11 protein-coding genes and 1 pseudogene are annotated in these 13,647 nt (G+C 70.4%); 8 read left to right on the top strand and 4 right to left on the bottom strand.

The features are described 5' to 3' along the window. Positions 1-10 precede the first annotated feature (10 nt). Together ACNAVT_RS22460 and ACNAVT_RS22455 are read right to left on the bottom strand one after the other, a co-directional pair. Positions 11-454 carry a helix-turn-helix domain-containing protein gene (locus ACNAVT_RS22460; protein WP_416299113.1) on the bottom strand — a complete coding sequence of 148 codons (444 nt, stop codon included), beginning with the start codon at positions 452-454 and terminating at the stop codon, positions 11-13. 117 nt (positions 455-571) lie between these two features. Continuing rightward, positions 572-1,804 (bottom strand): PucR family transcriptional regulator, encoded by a 1,233-nt coding sequence (locus tag ACNAVT_RS22455; protein WP_416299112.1) that lies wholly within the window; start codon positions 1,802-1,804, stop codon positions 572-574. Positions 1,805-1,887: 83 nt separating this feature from the next. On the opposite strand from ACNAVT_RS22455, the gene ACNAVT_RS22450 reads away from it, so the two are divergent. The 8 genes and pseudogenes from ACNAVT_RS22450 to ACNAVT_RS22415 all read left to right on the top strand — a co-directional run bounded on the left by ACNAVT_RS22450 (position 1,888) and on the right by ACNAVT_RS22415 (position 12,701). Beyond that, positions 1,888-2,979: a ferredoxin reductase gene (locus tag ACNAVT_RS22450; RefSeq protein WP_416299111.1), complete on the top strand. Its 1,092-nt coding sequence runs from the start codon at positions 1,888-1,890 to the stop codon at positions 2,977-2,979. A 15-nt stretch (positions 2,980-2,994) separates the two neighbouring features. Next, on the top strand, positions 2,995-4,134 hold the full coding sequence (locus ACNAVT_RS22445; protein ID WP_416299110.1) for a fatty acid desaturase family protein: 1,140 nt from the start codon (positions 2,995-2,997) through the stop codon (positions 4,132-4,134). Between the two features lie 332 nt (positions 4,135-4,466). Continuing rightward, positions 4,467-5,639 (top strand): alanine--tRNA ligase-related protein, encoded by a 1,173-nt coding sequence (locus ACNAVT_RS22440; RefSeq protein WP_416299109.1) that lies wholly within the window; start codon positions 4,467-4,469, stop codon positions 5,637-5,639. A 101-nt stretch (positions 5,640-5,740) separates the two neighbouring features. Then, positions 5,741-7,561 (top strand): CocE/NonD family hydrolase, encoded by a 1,821-nt coding sequence (locus tag ACNAVT_RS22435; protein WP_416299108.1) that lies wholly within the window; start codon positions 5,741-5,743, stop codon positions 7,559-7,561. A gap of 193 nt (positions 7,562-7,754) precedes the next feature. Then, complete coding sequence (locus ACNAVT_RS22430; protein WP_416299107.1) at positions 7,755-9,575, top strand: acyl-CoA dehydrogenase; 1,821 nt, start codon at positions 7,755-7,757, stop codon at positions 9,573-9,575. 933 nt (positions 9,576-10,508) lie between these two features. Continuing rightward, on the top strand, positions 10,509-11,699 hold the full coding sequence (locus ACNAVT_RS22425; protein ID WP_416299106.1) for a helix-turn-helix domain-containing protein: 1,191 nt from the start codon (positions 10,509-10,511) through the stop codon (positions 11,697-11,699). 349 nt (positions 11,700-12,048) lie between these two features. Beyond that, positions 12,049-12,396: pseudogene (locus ACNAVT_RS22420) on the top strand (hypothetical protein); the annotation flags it as partial. After that, on the top strand, positions 12,393-12,701 hold the full coding sequence (locus ACNAVT_RS22415) for a hypothetical protein (RefSeq protein WP_416299105.1): 309 nt from the start codon (positions 12,393-12,395) through the stop codon (positions 12,699-12,701). The pseudogene ACNAVT_RS22420 and the gene ACNAVT_RS22415, both read left to right, overlap by 4 nt. Positions 12,702-12,976: 275 nt before the next feature. On the opposite strand, the gene ACNAVT_RS22410 is transcribed toward ACNAVT_RS22415, so the two are convergent. Further along, positions 12,977-13,288 carry a hypothetical protein gene (locus ACNAVT_RS22410; protein ID WP_416299104.1) on the bottom strand — a complete coding sequence of 104 codons (312 nt, stop codon included), beginning with the start codon at positions 13,286-13,288 and terminating at the stop codon, positions 12,977-12,979. A gap of 72 nt (positions 13,289-13,360) precedes the next feature. Next, positions 13,361-13,561 (bottom strand): hypothetical protein, encoded by a 201-nt coding sequence (locus ACNAVT_RS22405; RefSeq protein ID WP_416299103.1) that lies wholly within the window; start codon positions 13,559-13,561, stop codon positions 13,361-13,363. Between the last annotated feature and the right edge of the window lie 86 nt (positions 13,562-13,647).

Raw genomic sequence — 13,647 nt, 5'->3', positions numbered from 1 at the left:
AAATGGCTGGTCAGCCGGACTTCTCTTCGCTTGCGGAGCCGCGTCGCTCGGCGAGCCCCCACATCAGCACGAAGCATCCCGGGACGCGCGGCGCCCCGGTCGCGGCCCAGCGGCGCTGGAACTCGCTCGGCGTGTCCCCGACGAGATCACGGAATCGGCTGCTGAACGAGCCGAGGCTGGCGAACCCGACGGCGTGGCAGACCTCGGTGACGGTGAGGTTGGTGGCGCGCAGCAGGTCCTGCGCCCGCTCGATCCGCCGCCGGGACAGGTGCGCGGCGGGGGACAGACCGTACGTGACGGTGAAGAGCCGCTGGAAATGGTATTTGCTGACCCCGGCCACCGCGGCGACCGCCGCCAGGTCCAGCGGCTCGGCGTAGTGCCGGTCCATGTGGTCCCGGGCCCGGCGCAGGTGGACCAGCAGGTCGGCGGGAGCCTGACGGGGCGGGACGCTCACCAGGACCAGGGTAGGCGGTCGGGCATCCCCGCCGTCAGGCCTCCATCTCGACAACGTCGGCCGGCGCACGCCGGGGCGCGGGCGGCGGCGCGAGGCTACCGGGTACGACGTCCCTGCTCAGTCGGCCCCCGGCGGGGTCGGCGGCACGGCCAGCGCCAGGGTGAGGTCGAGGATGGTGGCCGGGTCGTGGAGCTGGTCGCCGTACAGCTCGCGCAGCTTGCCCATCCGGTAGCGGACGGTCTGTGGGTGCACGAACAGGTCGGCGGCCACGTCGTCGCGGCGGCCCTGGTGCAGCAGCCAGGAGCGCAGCGTCTCGGCGAGCCGGTGGGCGGTGGCCGGGGGTAGCGACGCCAGCGGGCGCAGCGCCTGGGCGCGCAGGTCGGCCAGCCCCTCCGGGTCCATGCTGAGCAGCAGTTCGGCGAGGTGGCGCTCGGTGTCCACGGGCCCGGCGTCCGGCTCGCCGAGGCCGAGCGCCAGCGCCCGGGTGGCCCGCTGGTAAGAGGTGGCGACCCGGTGCCAGGGCCGGGCCGGCCCGAGCACCGCCCGGTGACCGTGCAGCAGGCGGGTGAGCTGGCGCCGCCGGCCCCCGTGCATGTCCGGCACCAGCAGGACGGCCAGCTCCTCGGCCGGGTCCATCCCAGGCAGGTCCTCACCGCTCTCCAGGGTGTGCGGGGCGAGCAGGGCGAGCACCGCGTGCAGGTTCCGGCGGGGCAGCAGCACGACGGTGAGCGTCTGGGGCGGCGGCCAGTCCGCCCGCTCGGCGCTGCGGCGCAGGATCTCCTCCGGCTCCGCGGCGAGCAGTTGCTGGGTGAGGCGCTCCAGGTTGCGGCGGCGGACCCGCCCGACGCTGGCCAGCTCGTCGGCGTGCCCGGCCGCGCTGGCCGCCGACAGCTCGTCGATGTACGCGAACATCAGCTCGGCGAACTCGGCCACCGTCTCGGCGCCCAGTCCGCTGCGTACCGTGGTGGTGGAGACCTCCCGCCACGCCACCCGCGCCCCCACCCGGTAGGCGGCCAGCAGCGCGTCCATGGTCCGCCCCGAGCGGGCTTCCCCGCTGCCGAGGGCGTACGCGGCCTCCAGGGCGGGGGTGAGCGGGGTGCTCGGATCGGCGGACTGGGCCCGGGCGCTCTCGATGAGCTGGAGGAACGTGCCCAGCGCGATCCGGACCGCGGCCTCGATCTTCTCCCGCATGGAGCCGGTGAGCGCTCCGGAGTAGCCGGGCACCTCGGCGGTGATCGCGCTGACCGTCCGCTCGGCCACCACGGGGAGCAGGTCGCGCAGTCGGGAGGCGACCCGTTCGTCCAGTTCGAGGTGGGCGGCGCCGCGCGTCGCCCCGAACTCCACCGACATCTTGTTCTCCTCGAACAAAAACCTGCGGCCGATTCACCTTTGCCGGTCAAGATGTTATGCGATCTCGTAGCCACCCTGGTCACATGACCACAACTGCCCCCCACCGCCCCCAGAAGGTTTCCTTCCGGGACAGGTTGCTGCGGCTGGCCGAGACGGTCACCACCCCGCTGCTGCCGGCGGACTACCTCGACCTGGTCGCCCCGCTGCGCGCCGGCGCCGCGCTGCGCGGCCGGATCGTCGAGGTACGCCCCGAGACGCGGGACGCGGCGACCGTGGTCATCCAGCCGGGGCGCGGCTGGCGGGGCCACCTGCCCGGGCAGTACGTGCGCCTCGGCGTGGACGTGGACGGGGTTCGCCAGTGGCGGGCGTACTCGGTCACCTCGGTGCCGGGCGGCGCGGGCGGCCTGATCACCGTCACGGTGAAGGCGATCCCGGACGGCAAGGTCAGCAACCACCTCGTCCGCCGGGTGCGGCCCGGCACGATCGTCCAGCTCGACCAGGCGCAGGGCGACTTCGTGCTGCCGGAGGCCACCCCCGAGCGGGTCCTGTTCCTCACCGCCGGCAGCGGCGTCACCCCGGTCATGGCGATGCTCCGCGCCGGTCTCCCGGGCCGCGCCGACGTCGTGCTGGTGCACTCCGCACCCACCCGGGACGACGTCATCTTCGGCGCGGAGCTGCGGGCGCTCGCCGCGACCGGGGCGCTGCGGCTGATCGAGCGGCACACCGACACCGACGGCCTGCTCGGCGTCCACGAGCTGGACGACCTGGTGCCCGACCACGCCGAGCGGCAGACCTGGGCCTGCGGGCCGGTCGGCCTGCTCGACGCGGTCGAGGAGCGCTGGGCGTCCCGGGGCGTGGCCGACCGGTTGCACACCGAGCGGTTCCGGCCCACCGTGATCAACCCGGGCGAGGGCGGCACGGTGACCTTCACCGGCGCCGGCGTGACCGTCGAGGCCGACGGGGCCACCCCCCTCCTCGACGCCGGCGAGAACGCCGGGGTGCTCATGCCGTCGGGCTGCCGGATGGGGATCTGCTTCGGCTGCGTGGTGCCGCTGCGCCAGGGCGCGGTCCGCGACCTGCGCAACGGCGACGTCACCACCGCCGTGCCCGGTGACGGCGTGCTCATCCAGACCTGCGTGTCGGCGGCCGCCGGTACCTGCGACATCGACCTCTGACAGGAGACCCTGGACGTGACCGTGATCCAGAAGAAGGCCGTCAACCCGATCGCCCACCTCAGCGCCGAGGACATCGAGATCATCGGCAAGGAGCTGGACGCCATCCGGGACCGGGTGATCGCCGACCGAGGTGAACGGGACGCCCGGTACATCCGGCGGGTGGTCAAGACCCAGCGGACGCTGGAGATGGGCAGCCGGGCCGTGCTGCTGTTCTCGCTGTTCCCGCCGGCCTGGATCGTCGGCACCGCCGGCCTCGCGGTGGCCAAGATCCTGGAGAACATGGAGATCGGCCACAACGTCCTGCACGGTCAGTGGGACTGGATGCGTGACCCCAAGATTCACTCCACCACCTGGGAGTGGGACCACGTCACCCCGGCCGAGCAGTGGAAGCACTCGCACAACGAGCTGCACCACCGCTACACCAACGTGCTCGGCAAGGACAACGACCTCGGCTACGGCATCATGCGGGTCGACGAGGACCAGCCGTGGAGCCGGGGCCACCTGGGCCAGCCCTTCTACAACCTGCTCAACGCCTTGTTCTTCGAGTACGGCATCGCCGCCTACGACCTGGAGCTGGGGAAGAACCTGCGCGACGGCGGGCACAAGACGCCCGAGTTCCGGGCCCGCGCCCGGGCCGTCGGCCGCAAGATCCGCCGCCAGGTGCTCAAGGACTACGTCGTGCACCCGCTGCTGTCCGGCCCGTCGTTCCTGACCACCCTGGCCGCCACCTTCACCGCGAACCTGATCCGCAACGTGTGGAGCCACTCGGTGATCATGTGCGGCCACTTCCCGAGCGGGGTGGAGACCTTCGAGAAGACCTCGATCGAGGGCGAGACCAAGGGCGAGTGGTACCTGCGGCAGATGCTCGGCTCGGCCAACATCAGCGGCAGCCGGCTGCTGCACATCATGACCGGCAACCTGTCGCACCAGATCGAGCACCACCTCTTCCCCGACCTGCCGAGCAACCGCTATGGGGAGATCGCTCCCGAGGTCCGGGCGCTCTTCGACCGGTACGGGCTGCGGTACACCACCGGATCAATGCCCAAGCAGGTGGCCTCCGCCTGGTGGAAGGTGATTCGGCTGTCGCTGCCGAACCGGCGCACCGACCGGCAGCAGCCGGCGGCGCCGGCGCCACTGGTCTCCGCGGGCGCCTGACGGCACCGGTCCGCCGTCGCCGAGGGGCGGGCGAGGGATAACTCCTCGGCGGTACGCGGCGGACCATGGCAACGAGTCGGCCGGCGCTAGCGGTGGCGCCGCCCGACGGACCGTAAATCCGGTGGGCGCAGCGTCGTCGCCCGGCTATGGTCGAGAGATGCAGATCAGGCGCAACGCCGCCGCGGCCGCGCGAGCTTCCCGCTCGCCGGTTGCCGCCGCCTGACCGACCCTCTTCTCGCCGGCGACCGGAAACGGTCCGCCGGCGTCGTTGTGTCACGCCACCGCCCACGCGGCGGACCCTTCCGGTCGCATCGACCCCGGAAGGCCCCGTCATGACACCCGACCAGATCGTCGACACGTTCCTCGGCCACTACCACCGCCGCGACCACCGGGACGCGCCGGAGAGTTCCCTGATTCCGCCGCCCGGCGACCCGGTGCTCTTCACCACCTCCGGCATGCACCCGCTCACCCCGTACCTGCTGGGTCGCCCCCATCCGGGCGGCCGGCGGCTGGTCAACCGGCAACGTTGCCTACGTACCACCGATCTGGACGAGGTGGGCGACCGCACCCACCTGACGGTCTTCGGCATGCTCGGCTCCTGGTCGCTCGGCGACTACGACATCGCGACCAGCCTCCGCTGGGGCCACGACCTGCTCACCGAGGGCTTCGGCATCGACCGCGGACGGCTGCACGCGACCGTCTTCGGCGGCGACGACCAGGTCGGCCCGGACGAGACGGCCCGGGCGACGTGGACCGAGCTGGGCGTACCGGTCGAGGCGAACGGCGCGGACAACTGGTGGTCCAACGGCCCGACCGGCCCGTGTGGACCCGACTCGGAGATCTTCGTGTGGACCGGGGACGGGCCACCCAGCGGCACACCGAGCACCGACGAGCGGTGGATGGAGGTCTGGAACCACGTCCAGATGCGCCACCACCGGCACGACGACGGTCGGCTTACCCCGCTACCGATGTCCAGCATCGACACCGGGATGGGGCTGGAACGCCTCGAGATGGTGCTGCGCGGCGGTCGTTCGGTCTTCGAGGGCGACGGGCTACGACCGTGGGTGGACACCGTCCGTGACCGGTGGCCGCTGGACGGCAGGGACCTGCGGATCGTCGCGGACCACCTGCGCTCCGCGGTGGTCGTGCTGGGTGACGGCGTACGCCCCGGCAACACCGGCCGCGGCTACGTGCTGCGCCGGCTCGTCCGACGGGCGCTCACCGCGCTGTGGCGGGACGACCCGACCCGCGGCCTGGCCGAACTGCCCGTCGACCCGTACGCGGACACGCTGCGCCGCTTCCGCCAGCGGCCGGAGGTGGAGCCGTTGCGCGCGGTGCTGCTGGACGAGGAGCGGCGCTTCCGTGGGCTGCTGCGCCGGGGCCGCCCGGTTGTCGACCGGCTCCGTGGCCGCGGGCCGCTCACCGAGCGCGACTACCACTGGCTGCACGACACCCACGGGCTACCCCGCGACCTGGTCGACGGCCTGCTCGCCGAGGCGGGCTGACCCGAAGGACACGGAAAGATAACTGGGGGTGCAGGGCCGGCAAAGATCATTAGCCTCGATGGCTGACCGGACGATCTCGTCTGGAGCTAGGGGGAGGATGGATGAGCCTTCGTAGGAGGGTGGCGTCGCCCGTCGCGGCGGCCGGTGCACTGGCCATCATCACGAGCCTCGCCGCGGGCAGCTTGCCCGCGGCGGCTCAGGCCGCTCCGGCGTCTGCGGCAGCTGACGCCCCGATCACTCATGAGGAAAACCCACGGGTTCCCGAGGGTGCCGCGTGGACGGAGGAGTACTTCCCGTCCACGGACGGTGTCGAGCTGCACGCCGACGTGCTACGCCCGGCACACCTGCCGGCGGATGCGAAGACGCCGGTGATCCTGTCGGTGGGCCCGTACTTCTCGCACGCGGGGGAAACCGCGCCCGCGGGGTTCAAGCAGGTCGGGCCGTCGGCGCGCTTTCAGGACTTCATCGACGGCGCGCGGCTCATGGAGCGTGGATACACCTTCGTGATGGTCGACCTGCGTGGCTTCGGCGGCAGCACCGGGTGCCTGGACTTCCTCGGCCCGGGGGAGCAGGCCGACATCAAGTCGGCCGTCGAGTGGGTCGCGAGCCAGCCCTGGTCGACCGGCAAGGTGGGCATGTACGGCAAGTCGTACGACGCCAACACCGGGCTGGCGGCCAACACCCTCAGGCTCAAGCCGCTGCGGGCGATCGTTTCCCAGGAACCGACGTGGAACAGGTACAACTACCTGTTCAGCAACGGGGTGCCGCGGTCCAACGCGCTCAGCACCCCGCGGAGCTACTACTCGATCGCGACGATGGCGCCGCTGGGCGATGACAGCGACCACTACAAGGCGAACGCGGCGTACGAGAAGGCTCACCCCGAGTGCGAGACTGACAACCTCACCAACACCCAGAACCCCGACCCGAAGTCGGACTTCTGGCGTGCCCGTGATTTCGCCTCCCGGGCCGCCGGGTCCCAGACGCCGCTGTTCGTCACGTCGGGCTTCATCGAGGACAACACCAAGCCCGAGCAGATGCAGAAGTACCTGGCCAACCACCAGGGTCCGCAGCGCGGCTGGATCGGCCAGTGGGAACACGTTCGGGGTAACGAGACCAACGCCCGGGGCCAGCTCAAGATGGGCCGTGCGGGCTGGTTCGACGAGGTGCTGCGGTTCTACGACCAGTACCTGCGCGGCATCGAACCGTCGGTGATCGACCCGGCCTTCTCCCTCGAGGACAGCCTCGGCAACTGGCGGGCCCAGTCGACCTGGCCGATGGCCACCAAGGCATACAAGGTGCGGCTGTCGCCCGGGCAGTACGTCGACAACGGCAGCCGGACGCCGAGGACCCTGTCGATGATGGCGCCGCAGGCCGACGGCTGGGACATCGAGTACGCGCCGGAGGCCGACTCGCTGACGACTGACCAGGCGAGTCTGCTCGCCGCAGACCCGCCCAGCAACAGCTACTGGAGCTGGTCCACGCCCGCCTCCGAGCAGGTGCGGATCACGGGCAGCCCGGAGATCAGGCTGATGACCAGGGGCCAGGGCAACGTCTGGGTACGGCTGTGGGACGTCGCGCCGGACGGCAAGGCGACGATGTTCAACGAGAACGCCGCCGTGTTGGACCACAGCGGATCGACCTCGTTCGCCCTGAAGGCGACGGACTGGACCTTCCCGCCAGGGCACCAGTTGGGCGTCCAGATCGGAACCGTCGGCTCGACCGGCTGGCGGGCCGTACCCTCCGGTGAGGCGATCACGGTCACCGATGCGTACCTCGCGCTGGAGGTGCAGGACCCGCAGTTCGACTCGCCGACCCAGGGTGACCGCTCGCCGTACCTGGACACGTACCTGAGGGCGAACACCACCACGCTCACCAATGTCGGCGAGCCCAGCTTCCCGCTGGGCCTCGCCAAGAACGGATGACCGTTTCAAAGGGATGACCCGACGGCTGCCTGGCACACCGCTCAGCGGGGTGCCAGGCAGCCCGTTGCCGCCGTGAGCGCCAAGCGGGAGGCGGCGACAGGTGCGCCGGCCGCGCCGATCAGCCAGGATGACCTCCGAGAGGCCGTCGCTGTGCTGCGCCGCGGCTGACGACGGTACGACGGAAGGAGCAAGCGTGTCGTCGTCGTCCATCCTGCTGTCCCGTCGCGACCTGGCGTTCCTGCTGTACGACTGGCTGGACGTGGCCCGGCTGACCGAGCGGCCCCGCTACGCCGAGCACTCGCGGGAAACCTTCGACGCGGTGCTCGACCTCTCCGCCCGGGTCGCCGCCGAACAGTTCGCCACCCACAACAAGGCCGCCGACGCCGCCGAGCCCACCTTCGACGGGCGTCGGGTGCACACCATCCCGCAGGTCAAGGCCGCTCTGGATGCGTTCGCCCAGACCGGGCTGCTGGCCGCCACCATGGACACCTCGATCGGCGGCATGCAGCTGCCGCACGCGGTCGCCGCCGCCTGCTTCGCCTGGTTCCAGGCCGCCAACGTGAGCACCGCGGCGTACCCGTTCCTCACGCTCGGCAACGCCAACCTGCTGCTCGCCCACGGCAGCGCCGAGCAGATCGACACCTGGGTCCGCCCGATGGTCGAGGGGCGGTTCTTCGGCACCATGTGCCTGTCCGAGCCGCAGGCCGGCAGCTCCCTGGCCGACCTCACCACTCGGGCCGAGCCGCAGGACGACGGGACGTACCGGCTCGTCGGGACCAAGATGTGGATCTCCGGCGGGGAGCACGGGCTGGCCGAGAACATCGTCCACCTGGTGCTGGCCCGGATCCCCGGCGGCCCGCCCGGGGTGAAGGGCATCTCGCTGTTCATCGTGCCGAAGGTGCTGCTCGACGCCGGCGGCACGCTCGGCCCGCGCAACGACGTGGTGCTGGTCGGCCTCAACCACAAGATGGGCTACCGGGGCACCACGAACACCCTGCTCAACTTCGGCGAGGGGGTGCACCGGCCGTACGGGCGGCCCGGGGCGGTCGGCTATCTGGTGGGCGAGCCGCACCAGGGGCTGGCGCAGATGTTCCACCTGATGAACGAGGCGCGGATCGGCGTCGGCGCCGGCGCGACCGCGCTCGGCTACACCGGCTACCTCAAATCGGTCGCGTACGCCCGCCAGCGCCCCCAGGGGCGGCCGGTCGCCGACAAGGACCCGACCGTGCCGCAGGTGCCGATCGTGGCGCACGCCGACGTCCGGCGGATGCTGCTGGCGCAGAAGAGCTACGTGGAGGGCGCGCTCGCCCTGATCCTCTACTGTGGCCGCCTGCTCGACGAGGAGAAGACCGCCCCCACCGAGGCCGACCGTGCCCGGGCCCACCTGCTGCTGGACCTGCTCACCCCGATCGCCAAGAGCTGGCCGTCGCAGTGGTGCCTGGCCGCCAACGACCTGGCCATCCAGGTGCACGGCGGGTCCGGCTACACCCGCGACTACGACGTCGAGCAGCACTGGCGGGACAACCGGCTCAACCCGATCCATGAGGGCACCCACGGCATCCAGGCGCTGGACCTGCTCGGCCGGAAGGTCACCATGCGTGGGGGAGCTGGGCTGGAGCTGCTGCTGGAGACCGTTCGGACCACGGTGAGCCGGGCCTGGAAGGCCGAGGGGGAGGCGGCGGTGCTCGCCGTCGAGCTCGGTGCGGCGGTCGACCGGGTCGGCAGGGTCACCCGCCGGCTCTGGGACACCGGCGACCCGGAGCTGGCCCTGGCCAACGCCAGCCTCTACCTCGAGGCGGTCGGGCACGTGGTGATCGCGTGGATGTGGCTGGAGCAGCTGCTCGCGGTCGAGGCGCTGGGCAGCCCGGACGGCCCCGATGCGGACTTCCTGGCGGGAAAGCGGCAGGCCGCACGGTACTTCTTCCGCTACGAGCTGCCCCGTACGGGTCCGCAGTTCGATCTGCTCGACAGCCTGGACAGGACCACCCTGGACACCCGGGAGACCTGGTTCTGACCGTCGCTGCCCCAGCCCGGCACTCGACCCAGTCGCCTACCGCGGTGCCTCGGTGTGTTCAACCAAGGTCGTGGGGCTCCCGGGCAGCCAGTGCCTCAGCCTCCGACAACCCAAGGCGGCTGGCGACCCGGCGCCGCATTCGGACTTGGGCGCTCGTTCGTGGTCGGAACTTCGGCTGCCGCGAGCAGCCGCACGTCTCGAAACCCTCGTAGCGCAGCCCGGCCCCGAGAACTGCCGCAACCGCAGCCCACCCGGAGTCGTTCCGCCGACGGGGCGCCGCGAAGTCGTGCCCAGCAAAGACCATCGGCTGTCGACACGACGTGCATGGGTGCTTCGCGCCGTCCCAGGCGTACTTGTGACTACGACGGCACGGCACGCACACGTAGTGGACCTTGTAAGTGGTCTCGGAGTACCGGCACACGCCCGCATGTTAGGCGATGCCTCTCAGTGGCAACCTGTGACAGTGCCGATCTATGCAAGGCGGCCGACTAACGACCCCCACGTACAGCAGCGATGTACAGCAACCGACGACACCAAGCGGAACCATGGCGAGCACCATCAGACCGTCGATGAGCGGTGCGAGCCGAACGAGACCGCATTGCCGATCTCTCGGAGCTAAGGGGTCGACGAGGATCAGGTTCAAGCCGTCGCCAGGGCGTCATAGGCGGACCAGCGGTGACCACCATCAGCCGCCGATGCCAGGCGTTCGCGCAGCTCAGGGCCAGCATGCACGAACTATGTCGTCCGTGCTGATGGGCCAGTAACAAGTTCAACGCCAGGTGATCTGCGCGAGTCGCGACGGCAGGGGAATGATGTTCCGGCGCCGTGCGTGACGCGGCCGAGGGGGTCCGCGGTGTACCGTCCGAGTGGCGGCTGCCAGGGTGTTCACTGGCTTCGCTGTCCCAGTTCTCCACCTGGGAAGCAGGCGAAGGTATGGCTAGGAAGACCGACACGATCGGTGCCCGGATCCGGTACTGGAGGATGCGCCGTAGCGGGATGAGCCAAGCGGTCCTCGCTGGGCTCGCGGGCGTCAGCCAGTCGTACATCTCGCAGGTCGAGTCTGGCCGGAAGACCATCGACCGTCGCTCCACGCTGGTGGCCATCGCCGCAGCACTGCAGGTCACGGTGGCCGACCTGCTCGGTCAGGGCACGGAACCCGGCGACCCGGCCCGAGAGCGCGCCGCCGAGTGCGTGCCGGCGATCTGGTCCGCTCTCATCGAGATCGAGGACGGCGAGCGCAGACCGTTGACCCGTACCGGGGATGAGCTGGCCGCAGACATCGCCCGCAGCGACCTGCTCCGCAACAGCTCCAACTACCCGGCGATGGCCCGGTTGCTTCCTGGTCTGCTGCTGGAGGCCGCCGCGGTTGGGGGGACCGTGCTCGCGCGGGTGGCGTACCAGGCTTCGACGTGCCTGCGGCATCTTGGATACCGGCACCTGGCGCTCAACGCCGCCCGGGTCGCGGTGGCCGCCGCCGAGGACGTCGAGGAGCCGGCGTGGCTGGGGGCATCCCGCTTTGCGTACGCGCAGAGCCTGCCGATCGAGGCCGCGCCACTGGCAGCCAGGGCCGCCGACCGGTCACTGGCTGAGCTTCAGGCCGCCGCCGCAGACGAGCGGGTGCGGCAGATGCTCGGTCAGCTGCACCTTGCGGCCGCGCTGACCTCGACGGTGAGCGGTCGACCCGATGTCGCCCGCGACCATCTCTCCGAGGCGGCCCGTGAGGCGGCGACCCTCGGGGATCCGCCGGACGGTGCCGGGTTCAACGGCTGCGGGTTCGGGCCGACGAACGTGGGGCTCTGGGAGATGGCTATCGCGGCGGAGCTGGGTGAGTCGGGCCGGGTGATCGAGCTGTCCCGGACGGTGCGGCCGCAGGTGCTCGCGGCATCGAATCGCCAGATGTCGTACTGGCTCGACCTCGGTCGTGCGTTGGCCGAGTCCGAACGCAGGGACGCTGAAGCGCTCGCCGCGTTCGTGCGGGCGGAGCAGGCCGCGCCGGTGCCGTTCGCGCTGAACCCCCTTGCTCAGGACGCCGTCGTTGCGATGGCGCAGCGGGCGAAGCGGCGAGCCGTCCCGAACGAACTACGGTTGCTGGCCGGCCGGTTGGGCATCAACCTGGCGTCATAACCAGCGGTAATTACACCATCACCGACCCTCCCTAGTGTCCGGTTCGGGTGAGGCACTCGCCTCCCTTGGCCGGGTGCGGCGGAGCCACGTTCTCTCACAGGCTGACCGTTGCGCCCCTACCAGCGGAGGTAGGGATGGGCGGTCGGAACGACGCCGCCAGGCAGAGCGTGGGCGAGCAGATCCAGGCGGCTGAGCGGGAGGCGGCGAAGCGGCGGCTCCTCGCCCTGGCTGAGGCGGAGCGGCTACCGGTCGAGGAGATCAAGCGGGCGGTGCCGGACCGGCGGTGGCGCCGCTCCACCAGCAGCGCCAGGTGTGATGACCTTCCGGCTTCACGCATCCGACGGGTCGCGTACGAGGAGTACCTGCTCGTCGTTGCGCTGACCCTCGCCCGGCGCCACCGGCCGGTCTGGTCCTGGCGGAAGTGGCGGCGGGTCTGTCGCTGCGGAGCCGACCTGCCCTGCCGCGCCCGCCACCGGATTCCAATCAGCCGTGGCCACTGGCCGCAGGGGGAGACCAGGTGAGCGACGACCAGGAGCAGGTGATCCTCGCCGTGCACGTCCGTGGGCTCGGCGGAATGTGCGTCGGCTGCCGCGCGTGGTGGTCGCGGCTGACTCCGTACCCGTGCTGGCAGGTGGAGTGGGCGACCAGCCGGCAGGCCCGGACGATCACCGCCCGGTTCCTGGGTGGTGTTGGGTGACCACCCACGGCCCGGTCATGCCGATCTGGAGCTGTGGTGGCTGCGACCTGCCCTGGCCGTGCCCGACGCGGAAGCAGGAGCTGCGGGCGGAGTATGTGGATGCTCCGGTGTCGCTGACCCTCTACCTCGGCTCCCACCTTGTCCAGGCCACCGAGGACATGCCCTGCACGCCGGCCGGCGTGTTGCACCGACGCTTTCTCGGCTGGACCAGGGAGGCCGAGCGGTCGAAGCCAGCAGTAGAGCAGGGGCGTGCAGAAACCGTGCCAGCCAATCCCGACTGGAACGAGCCTCCACAGACCCGATGAAGTGCCCGGCGGCACCACCGCGCCATACTGTGACCTGGGTAACTGTCGTTCATTGGGCGCGGTCCGTAGGCGGCCACGCCGCGCAATGGATCCTTGACTTCAGCCCCGGCGCCCTCAGGCCATCGGGGCCCTCGAGAACCTGGCTGCGGTGGGCCTGATCCTGCCCGCCGAACTCGACATCGCGCCGGTTCTGGTGCCCGTCACTGCTACCTGGGTGGCGTTGCTGTTCGTCGGCGTGGGCCTCCGGCCGCCTCTGCCCGGGGCGGCCCGGTCAATCATCCCGAAAACTTTTCCGCCTCTTTCAGCGCCGCCTTGTACTCCTTGTCGGCGGCAGTCAGTTTGACCTGAAGGTTGAGCATGGCGTCTCGGTGCTCGTCGGCATTTCTGCCGGGACCTACCTCGTTCAACAACGCCCTCACTGATGGCGTGTTCATCGCTGGAGTGTATGGATTATCGGGATTCAACAGATGCTCAACATGGTTCAGCGCCATCGTGATCGTGCTCACCTTTTCGAGAGTCTGTAGAAGTCTCTCCTGCACTTTCCGTTCCTCGGGGCTGACAGTTTTAACCTGTGGATCCGAGTCCATGACCACTCATCCTTACCGTGAGGACTGTTCGCAGGCCAAGCGGTGGGGTTATCGCCTCATCCTAGAGTTTTCTCATCTGGTCCACGTTGCGATTGTGATGATCTCGGGCAGTTGCTCGGTGAACGGAGACCGATCCCTGCGTCCGTACCGCTCGACGACAGCTAACCCCGCCTCGGACAGGAACGCGTCGAGCGCCTCGACGTCGACGAACCGGAAGCTGCTCGGGCACAGCACCTCCCGCTCCCACCTGGGGCTGGTGAACTTGCCGACCACCTTGACGATCCCGCCGTCCAGCAGCTGTGGGTCGGTGTTCGCGGCGAATGACGGTGATTGTGCACGCTGGTGCGATGGAGGTCGTA

Origin of the sequence: Micromonospora sp. SL4-19 (assembly GCF_047921475.1) — a bacterium.
Lineage (GTDB): Bacteria > Actinomycetota > Actinomycetes > Mycobacteriales > Micromonosporaceae > Micromonospora.
This window is presented reverse-complemented; position numbering and strand designations above follow the sequence as displayed.

Bases quoted from the DNA above. Each gene is read 5' to 3' on its own strand.
- ACNAVT_RS22455 (WP_416299112.1), bottom strand. From the start codon at position 1,804: ATGTCGGTGGAGTTCGGGGCGACGCGCGGCGCCGCCCACCTCGAACTG.
- ACNAVT_RS22450 (WP_416299111.1), top strand. From the start codon at position 1,888: ATGACCACAACTGCCCCCCACCGCCCCCAGAAGGTTTCCTTCCGGGAC.
- ACNAVT_RS22440 (WP_416299109.1), top strand. From the start codon at position 4,467: ATGACACCCGACCAGATCGTCGACACGTTCCTCGGCCACTACCACCGC.
- ACNAVT_RS22435 (WP_416299108.1), top strand. From the start codon at position 5,741: ATGAGCCTTCGTAGGAGGGTGGCGTCGCCCGTCGCGGCGGCCGGTGCA.
- ACNAVT_RS22425 (WP_416299106.1), top strand. From the start codon at position 10,509: ATGGCTAGGAAGACCGACACGATCGGTGCCCGGATCCGGTACTGGAGG.
- ACNAVT_RS22410 (WP_416299104.1), bottom strand. From the start codon at position 13,288: ATGGACTCGGATCCACAGGTTAAAACTGTCAGCCCCGAGGAACGGAAA.